The organism is Paenibacillus zeirhizosphaerae, from assembly GCF_030705605.1.
GTDB classification, from domain to species: Bacteria; Bacillota; Bacilli; order Paenibacillales; family Paenibacillaceae; genus Paenibacillus; species Paenibacillus zeirhizosphaerae.
Map to the genome: position 1 here is coordinate 88,717 of NZ_JAPCKK010000021.1, position 17,644 is coordinate 106,360.

General features: G+C 49.7%; 10 protein-coding genes. 6 read left to right on the plus strand and 4 right to left on the minus strand.

Annotation, left to right across the window (positions count from 1 at the left end):
* The 5 genes from OIN60_RS17155 to OIN60_RS17175 all read left to right on the plus strand — a co-directional run bounded on the left by OIN60_RS17155 (nt 1) and on the right by OIN60_RS17175 (nt 11,520).
* Entirely contained in the window at nt 1–1,215 is a 1,215-nt protein-coding gene (locus tag OIN60_RS17155; RefSeq protein ID WP_305756091.1) for an ABC transporter permease, read from the plus strand.
* Nucleotides 1,216–1,663: 448 nt separating this feature from the next.
* Nucleotides 1,664–4,144, plus strand: a complete 2,481-nt coding sequence (locus OIN60_RS17160) for a fibronectin type III domain-containing protein (RefSeq protein WP_305756092.1) — start codon at nt 1,664–1,666, stop codon at nt 4,142–4,144.
* 41 nt (nt 4,145–4,185) lie between these two features.
* Complete coding sequence (locus OIN60_RS17165) at nt 4,186–10,638, plus strand: polymorphic toxin-type HINT domain-containing protein (protein WP_305756093.1); 6,453 nt, start codon at nt 4,186–4,188, stop codon at nt 10,636–10,638.
* Between the two features lie 12 nt (nt 10,639–10,650).
* Complete coding sequence (locus OIN60_RS17170) at nt 10,651–11,049, plus strand: YxiG family protein (RefSeq protein WP_305756094.1); 399 nt, start codon at nt 10,651–10,653, stop codon at nt 11,047–11,049.
* A 90-nt stretch (nt 11,050–11,139) separates the two neighbouring features.
* A complete protein-coding gene (locus OIN60_RS17175; protein ID WP_305756122.1) occupies nt 11,140–11,520 on the plus strand; it encodes a hypothetical protein in 381 nt (126 codons plus the stop codon).
* A gap of 150 nt (nt 11,521–11,670) precedes the next feature.
* On the opposite strand, the gene OIN60_RS17180 is transcribed toward OIN60_RS17175, so the two are convergent.
* Both OIN60_RS17180 and OIN60_RS17185 read right to left on the minus strand, forming a co-directional pair.
* On the minus strand, nt 11,671–12,969 hold the full coding sequence (locus OIN60_RS17180; protein ID WP_305756095.1) for an aminotransferase class I/II-fold pyridoxal phosphate-dependent enzyme: 1,299 nt from the start codon (nt 12,967–12,969) through the stop codon (nt 11,671–11,673).
* 182 nt (nt 12,970–13,151) lie between these two features.
* Nucleotides 13,152–13,766, minus strand: coding sequence for a pyridoxamine 5'-phosphate oxidase family protein (locus tag OIN60_RS17185; protein WP_305756096.1), 615 nt, complete (start codon nt 13,764–13,766; stop codon nt 13,152–13,154).
* A gap of 132 nt (nt 13,767–13,898) precedes the next feature.
* Here OIN60_RS17185 and pdxR point away from each other — a divergent pair, with 132 nt between their 5' ends.
* Nucleotides 13,899–15,359: a MocR-like pyridoxine biosynthesis transcription factor PdxR gene (gene pdxR / locus OIN60_RS17190; protein ID WP_305756097.1), complete on the plus strand. Its 1,461-nt coding sequence runs from the start codon at nt 13,899–13,901 to the stop codon at nt 15,357–15,359.
* Nucleotides 15,360–15,535: 176 nt separating this feature from the next.
* Here pdxR and asd read toward each other — a convergent pair whose 3' ends face one another.
* Both asd and OIN60_RS17200 read right to left on the minus strand, forming a co-directional pair.
* Complete coding sequence (gene asd, locus OIN60_RS17195) at nt 15,536–16,336, minus strand: archaetidylserine decarboxylase (RefSeq protein ID WP_305756098.1); 801 nt, start codon at nt 16,334–16,336, stop codon at nt 15,536–15,538.
* A gap of 88 nt (nt 16,337–16,424) precedes the next feature.
* Nucleotides 16,425–17,549, minus strand: coding sequence for a YheC/YheD family endospore coat-associated protein (locus tag OIN60_RS17200; RefSeq protein ID WP_305756099.1), 1,125 nt, complete (start codon nt 17,547–17,549; stop codon nt 16,425–16,427).
* Between the last annotated feature and the right edge of the window lie 95 nt (nt 17,550–17,644).

A 17,644-nucleotide genomic window follows, 5' to 3' on the forward strand; every position in this document is an offset into this window, starting at 1 on the left:
ATGGATTTGAAAGCACTGCACAGTGAGAGACGAGCCGCATTCTGGGGGCAGGTGCTCCCGTATCTTGGTTACGTTCTGCAAAGCGGTTTGGCTGCCCTGTTCATGATCTTCATGATTGTCTTTGCCGCCTCGTATACATCCTTTATCCTTAACCTTCCGCCGGACCTGCCCATCCGGTGGATCATGCTGCTGCTTGCGCTGCCTGTGGCCTGGAGCAGCTTCCGCACGTACCTGAACGACGCGGATATCGTGTTTTTACGCCCGCAGGAATATCGGATGCATATCTATTTTAGTGCCGCCAAAATCAGCGGTGTAGTCTACAAAACGATAGGTCTGTTGCTTCTGCTGACGGTGCTGTGGCCGATATATATCCGCAGCGAAGAGTCTCCGCGGCCCCTATTATGGTTCTTGCTTCTGCTCGTGCTGCTGAAGCTTCTGTTCAGCTATGGAGGCTGGCAGGAGCTGCGCATGGCTTCGCGCGGGATGGCTGCCGCTTACCGTCTGCTGCGGTGGGTTCTTGCGGCCCTTACCATCGGTGCCTGGGTATGGCAGCCTCCGCTGCACAGTCTGCCGTTTATCCTGCTGGTAGCGGCTCTGTATTATGTCGTCCTGCGCCTGCCCGTTAAGCATCGGGTCCCGTGGGAGCATTTAATCTGGGTAGAGCAGGCGCAAGCAGGGCGGGTGATGCGTACCCTCGGCTGGTTCGTGGATGTTCCGGAATGGACTCGGCGGGTAACGCGCCGACGCTGGCTGGCTTGGCTCGGTAGCCGCATTCCGTGGAAGAAGGAAGCGGCTTACCGTTATTTGCTGGTGAAGACCTTTGTCCGTACAGAGCCTGCAGGCATCGTGAGCCGCCTACTGCTGCTGGGTCTGATGCTAATCTGGATACTGAGCGAGAGCTGGATGAGCAGCGCTGTATATCTGCTGTTCGTATTTTTAATCGGAGTGCAGCTTACCTCCTTGCGGCAGGCGCACCGGGATTCCTTGTGGCTGCAGTTGTATCCGATCCCGGAAGGGGCCCGTCGGACCGCCTTTCTTCGTTTCTACATGCGGCTTGTGCTCCCTGCGGCAGTTATTCTGTGGCTGCCGCTGCTCGCAGGAGGGGCTGGACGATGGTCTGCCGTGTGGCTTTCTCTGACCGCAGGTTTGCTGCTGATCCTGTTGCAGCGCAGCATGCAGGCGAAGAAATGGGCCAGCGGCGCGGAAGAAGAGTAAAGAAAGAGAAGCTCAAACAACCTGAGTTCTGTATTTATACAGGCTCAGGTTGTTTTTTTGTGCTAAAACCGAATGTATTGATGATGACCCATAGTTTCTGAGTAATACAGGGGAATATTGTTCGACAAACGTAGTGTTTATGCGACAAGTTACGCTAAAAACTCTTGCCGCATGATTTCCGATGTTAAATTGTTAACATGTTTTTTTTATTGAATATATCACATTGGAGGTATGTCCATAAAGCCACAGAATCATAGTCGGCAATTTTAGAGTCTTGCTAAAAAAGGGGAGCAATATGAAAAGAAAACGAGCAGGAAGACAATTATGTTTTATTTTAGCGGCAATGTTTTTAATAGTTTCAATTGTAGGATTTTATCCTTCTTCAAAAGCAAACGCTGCGGGTGAATGGAAAGCAATCTACAGCCACACCAGCAGTTTTGACAGATATATGAGCAGTTCTTATCTGGTATATGATACAAATATCCCTAGTAGTGAGTATGGAAATTACCGGATAGATATCTCTTGGAAATTTTCTTCTAGTATTCAAGGCGAGTATTCGAGCGGCCAGGCGATGGGGTATTACAACATTATAGCGGATGATTCTCGTTTCTCTGGCAGCAGCTTTGTTGTTCAAGACACTACCCTAAAATATTCACGTAATGGCGGTTCCGCATCCTATATGCTTTCTCAAAATAATAGTGAGCCTATGACCAACAGGATCCAGGTTGGTTTTAAAACCAATAAGACGAATATCCTTAGCACGGTAAGCATCACCATCTATCAAAGAGATGTAACGCCTCCAACCAATCCGGTCATATCGGTCAATCCTCCGGGATATACCCAAGGGAATGTCGCAGTTTCTATCGGAGGAAGCACCGATACCGGTGGAGTGGCCAGGTATGAGTACAGCTTGCAGGGAGCGCACAATCTGGGTTGGACCGGGTATAGCAGCCCAATTACGATTACCAACCCCGGGCAAACGATCATTAGTGCAAGAGCTGTAGATGTGGAGGGCAATGTCAGCGGGGTCAGCACAGCCAGCGCTTACATCGACCGGACAGCTCCAGCTTCACCGGCTATCTATATCAGCCGCACCGGCTGGAGCAATACAGATGTCACGGTTGGAGTTAACATTCACGGGGCAGACAGCCAGTCCGGCGTATCCCGCAGCGAAATCGCGGTAACAGGTGCCACCAGTATAGGATGGCAAACCTATACAAGCACTTATAATATATCCGCCAACGGACAAAGCGTCGTCCATGCCCGTACCATTGACAATGCTGGCAACGTGGGCCAGGAAAGTATCGGTGTAATCTATATCGATAAGCTGGCTCCAAACCGACCAACGATCAATATGGATAGCAGTTGGAACGGAAGCAAGCAGTTTACGCTTCAGCATGGCGCGGACAATGGGGAGAGTGGTGTCAATCGAAGCCAATACAAGCTTGGAGACAGCGGGGCCTGGACCGACTATACCGGCCCAGTAACCATTAATCAGGAAAACCTCGTGGTATATGCTCGCACCATCGATAATGCTGGTAATATCGGAGAGACCGCTCAATCCAACGGAAATATTGACCGCACGCCTCCAACTGTGCCTTCCATTACGTTAAGTGAAACGGCGTACACATCCAAGGATGTCACGGTGACCGTAACGAATGGACAAGATGCTATGAGCGGTGTGCTCAAATCTCAGTACAGGGTCGGCAGCTCGGGGGCTTGGACGGATTATACCGGACCTTTTCAGGTGACTCAAGAAGGAGCAACGACAGTGTATGCCCGGACTGTGGATCGAGCGGGCAATATCAGTGGCGAGACATCCGCCGTTGCCAGGATTATTCGTACCAAACCAATCAGACCGTTAGTAGGCTTGAGCATTATGGATTGGACCAATCAGGATATCAAAGTCGGGATGTCTCATCCAAACAATCCTAGTGGAGGGATTTCTTATAAGATGCAATACAAAATCGGGGATACCGGCACCTGGACAGACTTCCAGTCTCCCTTCATGTTCGGCGAGGAAGGCGTCAAAATCTACGGGAGGGTTGTCGATGCGGCAGGCAATATCAGTGATGAAACGGTGGCTGAACCGAGAATCGACCGCACAGCGCCAACGGAACCCGTTATTCAGAGCGAGTTGAATCCCAGCGGGACAGGGGCAAATATCACGGTGACACCTGGGACGGATGCACTCAGCGGAGTAAGTAAAACCGAATACAGACTGGGTGATCAGGGCATATGGGCAGACTATGCCTCCACGTTTACGGTAAGCCTTCAGGATACGGTGACCGTTTATGCAAAAACAACAGACCGGGTTGGTAACGTATCGATTGAAGCGGTTGAGACGATTGAGGCGGATTTATATGAAAAAACGCTGGCGGAAGCTGTAAAAGCAGTTGAAAAAGCGGAGGCTTCCAAGCTTCAGTCTGATATCAACACCGCCCGCAGCCTGATCAGTGAACTGAAGGATGCGGACCAACAGCCTTTACTGGGGAGGCTGAATGCCATCCAGATCATCCCGGATGTGCCGCAGGACCAAACCAAACCGTCAGCCCCTGTTGGCCTGATCGGAACGAATGTGACGCCGACCAGCATCAAGCTTGTCTGGAAAGCTGCAACGGATGATGCCGGCAGAGTCAGCTATGAAATTTATGATGGCGGCCAACTCGTCGGTGAGACAAGAGAGCTTTTCTACGAATTGAGCAATCTGAACCCGCAGCAAAGCTATGTGTTTACCGTGAAGACGAAGGATGCTGCCGGGAACTACTCGGATCCAAGCAACGCGGTAAGCAAAGGGGTATCCCAGAATTACAAATATATTTATGATGCGGCAGGAAGACTGGATACGGTTGAACTGGATGGCAAAGTGATATTCGATTATCAATATGACAAGAACGGGAATCTGCTGCGAATTGTGCCTAACCCGTAAACGAACGGTGTGTTGAATTTGACAGGATGGGAGACATTCTTTTGAAAGCTAGTTGGCAACGAATTACTTCAATTATATTAATCATCACATTTATGTTCGGCTATATGGGGAACATCGTTCCCCCAACTGCATTTGCCGATGACGAAAAAGAGGTCTTTGATGAGACCTATAATCTTACGATAGATCGGATTTTGCAGCAGTTCCCGGACGTTTCCCGCTCTTTTGTCGAAGCGGAGCTGGCCAAGGGGCATACACTGCTGCAAATTTTCAGTGCTTTATCTGTGGCGGAAGAAAAAAATATGAGCTACGAAAGCGCGTTTGATCTTCTGTACCCGACAGAGGTTAACCCGGCGCAAAACGTCACGGATGATGTCTATAATTCTTTATTCTCGCTTGCTAGCGTGCAAGGAGTAGAGGAGGACGTATATGGCCAGCCTCCGATTCATCCGGGAGCTTTTATAGAGCTGGGTGAAGATGAATTGCCGAAAACGGTGTTTGGTAATGTGTATGGAGAGAACCCGTTAACACCGGTCGTTGATGATGTATACACAGAGTCATCGGATGAAGTGAAGGTGAAACAGGAACGAGAAGCGTTTTTCGCCGGGCCAAACACCTTCAGTGCAATGGCTGCGACCAAGCCGGATATCATCGAGCAACCGCCGGTCTATGATAAAAACAAGCTGAATCAGGCTCCTTTTTCCATAGGAGAAAGTGGGGAATCCATTTCAACCTTATCCGGCGGTTTATCTTTGGAGAGCACAGACATGTCTCTGCCTGGCCGCAATGGTCTTGGTTTTACCCTGACACGTCAGTACAACTCCAATGATGCCCAGTTTTATGATATGACCGTAAAGGATCATTCGTATGATCAGGGAGTTTTTAAGTACTGGGTGATGTATAATGTCATCAAAAAGAAGATTATTCCTCAGTATATGCTGGATTATAAGGAACGCAGGTGGAAGCAGTATGATTACAATAATGACGGACTGGTTGATACGGAAACGACTTCGTATATTATAAGCAGCGAGAAAGGCCCCTATAATTCAGAAGTTCAAGCGCGGAATGTAGCGGCGGAATTGAAGACCTATACGATTCCGGCGGATTCCAGACGTGTAACGGACTCCAGAACCGGGAAAACCAATCAATTCCCAAGTCCGCTTTCGTATAACAAAAATGGGTACTCCGGAAAGCTGTACTTTGACGGATCCCCTGTTGTCATTTCAGGTAACTACTCCCCAGGCGGAACAAAAACGGCAACCAAGACATGTACAACTAAAATCGAGGGCCAGTACGATGCTAACGGGGTATGGAAGCAAACCGGGAGTACTCCTCCAGCTTGTCCTCAATCCTATAAGTATGACAGTGATGGTTATAAGGGAACGTTAACCCGAACAACAACGGAAACCGTGAAGGCGTGTGCTTCTCCGAATAAAAGCTACAAGAACTACAAATGTACAAAAACTTATGTTGCCAATTATTCGGGGAAAGTAAGCAAGCCGACCGTCGATACTCGTACTTGGAAACAAAACTATAGCGGAACGGTAACTAAGCCGGGATACACGAGTACGATCGGCTACAGCAGTTGGGTGAGTGATGGCCGGGGCAGTATGGTGCGGGACGCATATACCTTATCCGGAACTCCATCCGTGAGACAGATTGAAGGGGAAGGAAATCCGGAAAAGCAAAAAGTATCTTATGGGTATACAGAAGATCCTGATGACCCGCAATTTGATCCTTACCAGCAGGCTAAAGCGGATGCAGAAGTTATCAATGATGTGCCTGGCGGGATCTTGTTGGAGAGCAAAGGGGGCTATCGTTACTATACCTCTGCTATTCCAGATGCATATGTGTGGACGGAAACCATTGGTTCCTATCGTGTTCGTGTGTACAATAATGAGCTGACCAAACCGACGCGGGACAAGCTTTATCCTATCGGAAAAGGATGGACCTGGAAGCTCCCATATATCGAGACTGAACTGGGTAAGCAATACATCCATTTGGCGGATGGCGGAAGATATGAGATCGAAGGTAATAAGCTGAAGGGCTATGAGTGGGAAGGCTTGTTCTTTAAACCGGATACTTCCGTTACGGTCAATAATGAAAGATCGGCCTATGTGCTCACTTCCGTGGATGAGACCTGGAAGCAGCATTTTACGGCGGATGGACGTATTTTGCAAATCTCGGACAACCACAATAATCAGGTGCTGTTTGGCTATACAAGACAAGCGAACGGGGAAACATGGCTCACCTCCGTTCAGGATGCGATAGGCAATACCATTCGTATCGCCTATTCCGCAACGGCTGTTATCTTGACCAAAGGTAATGAGCGGGTCGTCTATCAAAAACACGCCGAACAGAATGTGGATATACTGGATGCGGTGACCGATGCCAAAGGACTGAAAACGTCTTATGGCTATAAAATAGCCGGGGCCAATGTCAATCTGGTGGCGTATGATCCGGCGCGGGGCTTGTCCAACCCTTATGTGCTGCTGACCAAGGTGCAGCATCCGACAGGAGCAGAATCACGGTATGAATATGAGGGCAGTCCGGTTAAACGATATATGGGCGAGAAATCGTATAACGAAACTTACCGGATAAAAATGCGTGCGGATCAGATTACGTATACCAACGGTTTTGTCAATGAATTCAATCCGCAGACGATGTTTTATACCGGGGACATGGGTTCAACGTATAAACAGAATATTCAGTTCTCGGTAGCCGTCGATAATGGTCTGCAGGTCAAAACCTACAATTACCAGAAAAACTATATCGATGATAAAACGAGCGAACAGTACTATCTCGAATCGGTGGTTGAGAAGGCAGAAAATCTGCAGCGTACAACGGCCATGAGCTATGGAAAAACGGTAACAGGCCGTGCCCATCCGGTTTCGCAGCCCACAACAACCCGTTTAACCAACAGCATGAATGCCGATACGCTGGTGACTACGACCGAGTATAATGATTACGGCAATGTGGTCCGGCAAACCGAGCCTACGGGAGCAACAACCGTCAACACGTATGACGGCAAGCAGCTGCTGCAATCGACAAAGACATCGGCCAACGCCAACGGTGATGTATATGTAGAATACACACGCAACTCGTACGGTGATGTCACACGCATGGTAGTCCGGCAGGATGGACCGTCCGGTAAGATTCTGCAGCAAGTCGATTATAATGGCTTTGATTCGTATGGAAATATCACGAACCAGACGATCTATAATGATAACAAGCAGATCGCAACAACGACGGAGTACAGCGGTTCCTACGCAGGCGCTTTCCCTACGACGCAGTCCGTAACTGTAACTGACGCGGATGGGCGCAAGTCTGTGGTGCAGCTACATTCGGAGTATGACCCTTCTACAGGACTCATGACTTCATCTACAGACGGGGAGAACCGGCGTACACAGTATAAATATGATCTTTTGGGTCGTGTGACCGAGGTCGTGAACCCGGATGGTACGCAAATTCAGGCCAGCTATGATGATATACAAAACACGGTCACGATCAAGGATGAGCTTGGCACGAAATCCCGTACCCGCTGGAATGCGCTGGGCTGGCAGACGGAGAGCGGTTTATTTACCGGACAGGGCTTCAAAGTGCAGTCTCGTGCAGATTATGATGCATTTGGCCGTTTAAGCTGGGAAGCCGATGCCCTGGGCAATACAACCAACTACTACTATGATAACTGGAGCCGCCCGGTTCAGACGAGCTATGCGGACGGTTCAGCGACCCGAGTACAGTACAATGATGCCGCGCGTACAACGGCCACGTTTGATGGCGAGTTTAATAAAGTCATTCAAACCTTTGATGAATTTGGACAGCAGGTGAAAACGGAAGAGGCCACTGCTCTAGACGGCACCTTGCGTCAAATCGAGAAGAAAAGCTATGATCCGATTAGCGGCAATGTGATCAAGGCATGGGATGGGAATAATCAACCGACCTCTTACAGCTATGATGTTTTGGGACAACTGACTGCCGTTACGAACGCCAAGGATGAAGTAACCAAATATTCCTATGATCAGTTAGGAAACAACACGGCGATTCAACATCCGGATGGCAACCGAAAACAAAAGACGTATAACGAGTTGAATCAGATCGTTTCCCAGACGGATGAAAAGGGTCAGGCAAGCAAGTTGTATTATGATGCCAATGGCAACCTGACGAAACGAATCGACCGCAACGGGAACCCGACGCAGTATGAGTATGATGCCCGTAACCGGCTGGTGAAACAAACGAGCCAAGATCAGACGGTATCCTTCACCTACGATGATACAGGCAAACGACTGAGCATGACGGACAATACAGGCAAAACATCGTACCAGTATGATCAGTACACAGGACTGCTGAAAACCGTGACCTATCCGGATGGTCTGAAGTTAACGAATGAGTACGATTTGAATGGAAACCGGACCCAAGTGAAAGATCCGTTCGGCCAGGTGACCAAGTACGCATATGACAGCCTTAACCGTGTCACGGCGCTAGGCCCGAACTTGGCATCCCCGGTGGCGAAATATGCGTATACGAAAAACGGCCTGGCCGCCAAGACGCTTTCCCGGAATGGAGTAGTCCATGAATCCCAGTATGACGGCGGAGTTTTGGCAGAATTGCTGGTCAAGCAAAATCTCATGACAGCCAACACGTTCAAGTATACAAGGGACGGCAATAAAAATATCGTTGGACGTGAGCAAAACGGGGCTATAGATACGTTTAAATACGATCAACTTAGCCGTATTGCGGCCTCCAGTGAATTCAATGAGACTTACAGCTATGACCAACGCGGGAACCGTCAAACATTAACAACAGACCAGGCACCGAATATATCCCCGTCAGAGTACACCTTCGATGCCCAGGATCGATTAACGCAGGTGCAGAGAAACAGTAAAACCGTGCAGTACAAGTATAATGGGGACGGACTGCTGGTAGGGCGTATTCAGGGTGGCGTAGAAACCAGGTATTATTATGATGGGGATCAGATCATAGCCGAGGCAGTTGTTGAGAGTGGCACGCCGAAGCTTAAAGCTAGTTATGTTCGAGGAAGCAAGTTGGAGGCCATCGTGTACCCCGATGGTACTGAAGCCTATCCGGTACACAATGGTCACGGGGATCTTATCGAGCTGCGGGATAGGAGCGGCAACATACTGAATGAGTACAGTTATGATATTTGGGGGAACATTACCGAAGCTCAAGAGCAGGTGTATAACCCGTTCCGCTATTCGGGCGAGCTGTGGGATGCGGAACTGCAGTATCTACGTGCACGGTGGTATGATCCGGCAGTCGGGCGTTTTATTAACGAGGATACGAATGAAGGGGACATGTCAGACCCGCTGAGTTTGAATCTGTATACGTATGTTGTCAATAACCCTCTCCTCTATGTGGATCCGAGTGGGCACTATTTTGAAACCCGTGATTATCAAGAGCTTAGAGTATTGCTCAATGAAGCCAGGGTGAAGTCGAATTCCAGAAAGAATCAGAATTATAAGCTATACAAGAATTTCATAGAGGAAAGATACGACTTTGCAACCATTTTTGGTGGGAAGAACCAGTACAATTATTTATACGACTTGGCCACGGGAACGAGTGCCTATAAAAATAGTGCAGGCAAATCCGACTGGGCCAGAGAAGAGTTGTTAAATGCGTATCAAAAGTGGACAGAGGCAGAAGTTCTTGCGATAGCTGCTGGGGGATTAGTTGGGAATGCAGGAGGAAAGTCTGCTAGCAAGGGCAAAGCGAAAACAGGAGCAAGAGGGTGTAACTGTTTCACAGCAGGAACGAAAGTGCAAACAGACGAAGGAGAGAAACCGATTGAGGACATTGAGGTCGGGGATAAGGTTCTCGCCAAGGATGAGAATAACCCTGATGGAGAATTGGCTTACAAGGAAGTAACCAATCTTTACCGCAACCAACGTGATGATATAATTAAGTTGCACGTTGGGGAGCAGGTTATCGAGACGACGGATAACCATCCATTCTGGGTTGAAGACAAAGGGTGGATTTTCGCAGATGAACTTCACGCGGGTGATAAACTGCAAAAGGCTGACGGAAGCAATCTTACGATTGATAAGATTGAGTTTGTTAAACTGGATAAGCCTGTTACGGTTTACAACTTTACGGTTGCTGACTATCACACGTATTATGTAACAAATATTGGGGTTTGGGTGCATAATACGAATTGTTTTGATACACAAACAGTAGCCAATTCGTTAGGGAATAAATTTGGCGGAAATGTAATCGAGGCAAGCGGTAATGGTTGGAAGATTACCAATATCACTAATCCGTTATCTAAGAATCAGCCAATAATGGTAAGAGTTATGAATGCAGGTTCAGGCGGAAGGGATAAGGCGTATTTTAGGGTTTCTATAGGGAATAAAGGCGCTCTCACACTGGATGGTAAACTGTCTAACGATATGGCTGCTACACATATTAATTTATCCGACAACTATATGCAGCAGATTCAAAAAATGATTGCTAATTATGTGAACTCAGGCGGAAAGTAAAGAGGTGTAAATTTGGATAGAATTCAAGAGTACTTGAATGGTTTGTGGTCAGGTGTTGTTGAAAACCACGTTATTGATTTATTTAATCACTGTATTTTATTGGATATTAAAGTGATTAATCAAGGAGTGACTATTCAACATCAGTTAAAATTTAAGAATGTTAAGTCGTTTTATTATTTGAATGATCAATACCCGTTTGAACCTGAAGTTGGTGACTATCTAGAGTTAACCTCAGTAACATTTCAAAAGGGCAATACCAAAGAAATAAAAGTAACTTCAGATTCTAGTGAGTATCCCCATCTAACAACAAATACAAACTTTGCGTTAGAAATTTGGGGGAGAGAAGTTTTTATTGAAGCATCAAGCATTGAAATCGATGGGAAATTATTTGACGTAGGATTTTCAAAATAATTTTCTACTTGCCTTGAGGGATGTTAATTCTTCAAGGCGTTTTTTTCATCCATAGCTGGGGGATTTTTATGATAGGGGGTTGGAGTGAAAATGCTAAATATTCATGACAATGAAATTGTTTCCTATGGAGTTGATTTTCAGAAATCTAGAATTACAATTCAAACATTAGATGGTAACGAAGATTCAGTTACCACCACTATTGAGTTTACTGATGTCCTGGCTCATATGTTTGAAACACAGCTACAAGGAAGTATTATTTTTGATATTAGCACATTTGATGTAAGCCGATTTCTTAAAAGTAACAAGGAACTGTTAGAGAAACAGAAGAACTATGAGTGGCCAATTCATTATGAAAAAACAGAGGATTTGCTTGAACATTTACAAAATGAAAAGTATAACTATTATGTGATTTCAGCTTCGTATGGTCTTAATGGGTGGGTAATCGCTAAAGGATATAAAGTTTATAATTAATGGTGATGTTTATTTCGGCCTTGGGGGGGCAGCAAGTCCTTAAGGTCTTTCTTTATGCCCCTACCCAGTGCAGAATGAACCCATTTTCTCGACAAACCAAGAGGGATGCTTCCAGCCGTATGGCTTAGGACATCCCTCTTTTTGGTTGGTTTAGGATTTCAGCAAATCCTGCACCCCTTGATAGATTAGATTGTATAAGTCCTCTAGAGATTCTTCTTCAATACAGGAGAAGGCAATCCGTAAATCCTGATCGCCCAGGGCAATCGTGCCGACGCCGTACTGCTGCAGCAAATGGGTGCGCAGCGCCTCGGCGTTGACGGTCTTCAGCTTCAGACACATAAAGTAGCCGGAGTTGAAAGGGTAATAATCCCAGGCATCATCGTATTTGCCGCTGTCCAGCAGCGCTTTGACCGTATTGGCCCGGCCCTTCATGATGGCGAATTTCTCCGCTTTCTGCTGCTCGAATGCCGGAGATTTCAATGCTTCCAGCACAAAGGTCTGTGAAGGATGCGGGCCGCTGGAAATGGTTGCGCGGATGATGCCGAGCGTCTTCTGCTCCAGCGCTGACAGCACTTCGCCGCTCTCCGAAGCATAGGTAATGAAACCGACGCGGAATCCCCACACATACTCCTCTTTGGTAGCGCCGTCTACCTTGACAGCCAGCACACGCGGATGAAGGGATACTAACTTGCCAAACAGCGATTCCTGCAGCGAGTCCTCGAAGAACAGGCCAAAATAGGCATCATCCGTAACCACGACAACGTTAATGCCGGCTTCGGCGGCGTCGCGGATGGCGGCGACGATTTCTTCGCCTTCGCTTGCTCCAGGTGTATAGCCGGTAGGGTTGTTAGGGAAGTTCAGGATGACGATGGCCTTGCCGGTATCCTTCTGCGCTAGCAGGGCTTCACGCAACCCCTGGCTGTTGAAGGTCATCTGCTCCGTGAACAGCGGGAAATTGACGAGCCGGGCATGACGGCGGATGCTGAAGGTCAGCTCGTAGTTCTCCCAGTTTTTGTCCGGATAAATGACGGCATCGCCCTCTTCGACGAACAGGTCGGCCACGATGCTCAGACCGTGGGTCAGGGCATTGGTGACAATGGGATTCCCAAATGATTTATGCTCCAGGGCGGGATTTTCCTTCAACATTTTCTCACGCCATGCGGCGCGTAATTCCGGCTTGCCCGCAGGCGGCGCATACGGATACAGGTCCTTCGGCTTGAAGGCGGACAGCTTGTCATGGATGACGCCAAGATGCATCGGTCCGCCCGCTTCCGTAGCGATACCGATCGTGGCATTGTATTTCTGGGCCAGCTTGCCTGCTTCAGCGGATTGGCTCAAAATTCCTTCCTTCGGAAAATAAATTTCCTTGCCGAGCTGGGAAAGCATTTCGTACACATGCCCGTTATTTTCCTGGATACTTTGATTTAATTGCACAGCCAGTGGATTCATTCCGGTTTCATCCTTCCAGTGGAGTAGGGTTATCGCAGCAAGGCGCAGGGATCGCGATACATACGGTCCGCTCTGTTTTCTGCTGCCAATCATTATAGCATTTCACCGCGTCACAGTCACGGGAAAAGCTCACGTAATGACTGTAAAACCGGAAGGAGAAAATCCGATGCTCATTTCAAGAATCATTGATGGTAAGGACAGTATTTACGCATCAAATCCGCCGTTTCCTGATCGCGGTTCTGCCCGCGCTCTTCAAGCTGTTTGATCAGGCTTTCCCTGGGCGATTGCTCCAGGTTTTGGCCGAATTTAAATTTGGCGGTAATGGCATCAGGGACAATGCGTGTTAGCGATACGGCTTTAAGGGCCACCCTGTAGCGCTCGTCCCGGGAATCGATCGGTGCATATCCGCCCTCCGGCTGCAGCTTGCTCATAAAGCGCGTAAAGATTCGTGCTTTCTCCTCCAGATCGCTGACGGCTTCCGCCCGCCCGGAAGCTGTTACACTTTTGAAATAGGACGTAGCGGGACAGGCCATTTCGGGATCGGAAAAATAGGAGGGAATCAGCGCATATTCATCAGCAACGGTAAAGCTCACGGCATCGCTGCCGCGTAAATGCTTCATTTTCTCTCCTGCGTAGCTGCCGTGGAAATAAAACATGCCGTCCTCATATACAAAATTCAGCGGTGTAACTCGCGGCCGCCCTTCGGGATCAACCGTGCCCAGAAATCCGAAGCTCATCCCGTCTAAAAAGCGGCTGATTTCCTCTTCCTCTGTCACTGTAAACTCATCTCTTCTCATGTATGGACCTCCTCCATAGAAGCGGGATAACACCCGCTAATCTTTCTTCCAGCATAATATCCAAATTGACATGAAATAAGAGCCAATTTAGAGTGTTTATATTAGGCCAATTCGAAGGTTGGAGGTTCCGTAATGGATTTCATGCTGCCGTTTGATTCATATCTGGAAAAGCACCGTTATAAATACGCAGCCCTTTATCATGCCCTGCGTGACGCCATACTTAACGGCACACTGCAGGGAGGGACCAGACTGCCCTCGTCCCGCTGGCTGGCCGAGCATTACGGATTGTCCAGGGGTTCGATTGCAGAAGCCTATGATATGCTGCTTGCTGACGGATACGTGCAGGCCGAGGTAGGACGGGGGACGTTCGTTGCTCCCGTAGCCAGTCCGCAGCCTCCGGCTCACCGGGAGTCGAGCATTGTGCTGTCACCCTGGGGGCGGCGGCTGATGCAGAACAAGGCTTCCTCCACACAGGCCACCGGCATTATGGGACAGCAAGCTGCAGAGTGCGGCAAGTCTATGATCAGCCTAATTCCGCAGGGAATGCAGCAGGAGCACTTCCCATATGCGGAGTGGAAGAGCGCGCTCTATGCCGCGGCCCGTGAAGCGACGGCCCCCGGGGCAGAGGATAGCGCTGGAGCTGCTGAGCTGCGCGAGAACATAGCCGCCCATCTGCGCCTGACCCGCGGGATTCGGGCGGACGCTTCCGCTATTGTCCTCTTCAGCGGCTCTATGCAGGGCATTACGCTGCTAACCCAGTTGCTCGTTGCGGAGGGAGAGGATGTAGTGCTGGAGCAGAGCTGCTATCCGGGCATTCAGGCGGCGGTCAAAGCATGCGGAGGCCGGCTGCTGCCGGCGGCGCTGGACCGGGAGGGAATCATCCCCGGCAGTTGGGACTCCAGGCTGCTGTTCGTCACGCCTGCCCGCCAGTATCCGACGGGCGCGGTGCTCAGCCTGAGCAGACGCCGCGAACTGCTCGGATGGGCGTCCCGCCACAATGCCGTCATTATCGAGGACGATTATGACAGCGAGTTCTGCTGGGGCGGCAGGCCGGTCGAGCCGCTGAAGGCCTTGGATATGGAAGAGCGAGTCATTTACATCGGCTCGTTCTCCAAAACGATGCCGACAAGCTTCCGGTTGGGCTATGCGCTTGTGCCGCCCGCGCTCGTCGGTCCGCTGCTGGAGGCCAAACGGCTCTATGATCCGCTGCCGCCCGGATTGCTGGAGCAGCGGGCTCTTGCCCGCTTTATGGCGCGCGGCGGGTATGCGCGCCATCTGCGGCGCATGACCAGGCTGTATGGAGCGAGGCATGATTATTTCTGCACCAGCATGCGCCGTCATGCTCCCGATCTGTTTGAACTGGAGCCGGGCGATGCCGGATTGCATATGTATGCCCGCTGGAAGCGGGCCCCTGAGAAATATCCGCTATTTCTGGAAGCGGCGGCGGCACATGGAGTCCTCTTCCGGGATATGGCTGCTTATCATCTTGTTCCTTCAGCTCCATCCGTCAGCTTCGGCTTTGCGCATCTGAACGAGGAACAACTGGATGAAGGAGCGAGAAGGCTGGCGGCGGCATGGGGGAGCTTAGTATAAGCCCGCCTTGTGTCTGATTTTACAGAAAAAACCACCGGATGGAAGCTGTACTCCCTATCCGGTGGCTTTCAACAAGCATTTTATTTACTGTCGTTGTCAGCTCCGGGAAGCTCCGGGCTCCCATTGCTGCACACGTTTTAAATAAGGTGACCCGCCTGACCGTTTGACCGGATAACTTAGGAATCGGGCTTGTCAGATTTGAAATGGCCGAGCGGCTCGCCCATTTTTACCCGTTCTCCCAGTTGCAGGGCGGGATCGGGTGAGAATGTGCCGTTCTCCGTCAGCAGTACAACCGTAGAACCAAACTCGAAGTAAGCGAGCTCATCGCCGGCGGTCCAGGTGTTGGCGTCTTCATCGCTGTATCGGATGCTGCTCACGTTCATCGCGCCGACCTTCACCAGGGCAATTTCTCCATGCTCATGGGAGATATACGCGATTTTGCGCTCGTTCCGGCTTAAAACGGATCTCATATGGGTAAGTCCAAATTCATTTACCGGGTACACTTTACCCTTCACATGCTCCTTTTCAACCAGACTTCCGGTAACCGGAGCGTGAATTCGGTGATAATCCGTTGGGCTGAGATAGAGCACAAATGCGTGACCGTGTGTATATTTCTCGAGCCGGGGCGAGAAATTAAGCAGCTCTTTCAGCATATAATCCTGCCCTTTGATATTCAGCAGCGTACCGGCTGATATTGGGCCGTTATATGTAATAAGTGCATCGACAGGGCTGATCATGACGTCTGAAGCCATATGGATCGGTCGCGCGCCCGCCTTCAATCTGCGTGTAAAAAAAGCATTCAGCGAAGGATACTGCCTCCAATCCTGCTCGGCCTCCTCCGCTGCAATGCGATAGGTTCTTATGAATGTAGGGATTATATACCGGCTGGCACCGCTCTGAGCGAAAGTTCCCACTAGTCTGCAGACCCATTTGCGGGATGAGAGCTCAGTCATCAGCCGCAGCCATCGTTTTGCCATTACTGCTCCCCCTTGTGATTGTTCAGGGCCTACGAACCGAATCGTGTCCGGCCGCTCTGCATTATATTGACATATTACGCGATGTAAATCAATATTGCAGACCAAGGGGGGGAAGCTTGCTTAAGTCCAGCAGCCAGCGCGCGTAGCCCATCGGGTGGGCGTAGGACATTTTCCATTCATGGATCATACCCGCTTGTTCGAAACCGTAACGCATATCACGGCCGTTGCATTCAATAAAGTAGAGCTGACCTTGCTCTGTGACTCCGACGTCAAGCCCCACATCCGCAAGATGCGGAAGCTTCTCGGCCAGTGCTTCAGCGATCTGCTGGGCGAAGCTTTGCAGCTTGCGTATCAGCACCTGTGCATCGAGGTGGGGAAGCGCGATGGAAAGCGTTTCGAGAACGGAAGCCACCGAACCGCCTTGCGCCACATTGGAGACAAACGTGTGGGACGGCGCGATTTTGGCGAACATGCCGGTCAGATGCCAGCCTCCGCCATAGCTTCGCTGCACTGTCATGCGAATATCGAACGGACGCCCGCCGCAGGTTGCCAGCGGAATAGTTTGCTGAATGATGTAGGGCTCTTTTTTCGTCATTCTTCCCAGACTATAGGTCAGATCTTGGGCACTTAAATATCTTGTTACCCATCGCTGCTTCTTCTGGCCTGTCTGCCTATTTGGTTTATAGTGAAGCCTCCACACACCACCGTTCTTCTGTAGGCGCATAATCCCTCTGCCTACACTGCCGAAGCAGGGCTTTAAGATCAGGTCCTCATACTGGTTCATCATTTGCGTCAGGGCCTTCCGTCCGGCTGGCAAAGATGTGGGCACATGCTTGCTCAGCGTCGGATGCCGGGACAGTATTTTGTGAATATCCCATTTACTGAAACGGGTCTGGAGGTTGAAAATCCGGACTCCATTGTTCCAGAGGCTGGCAAGCTTCAACCGATTTGCCCGGCCACCGTGTATGGCACGGTTGTGAATCACGGAGGGCAGCGGGATCACCGCCCGGCTGAATCTACCATTATAAAATATATAAGCAATGCATTCGCGTGCGGCAGGATTAATATCCTCCAAACGCAGGTAGCACGGGACCAGCCCGTAGCGGCCGCCGGCCTCTTCATAGTTGAGCAGCGATTCATGACCCGGCCGTCCTGTAGGGATTTTGCCGTATGCAGCAGAGTTCAGCAGTATACCGGCATACTCGAGAGGCATGACCGATCCTCCTTGTCAGGGGCAGTAATTGAACAATGGTATTATATGTACCCGCTTGGCCGCATGGGACAGGACACCCGCCTTAACTTGTGACG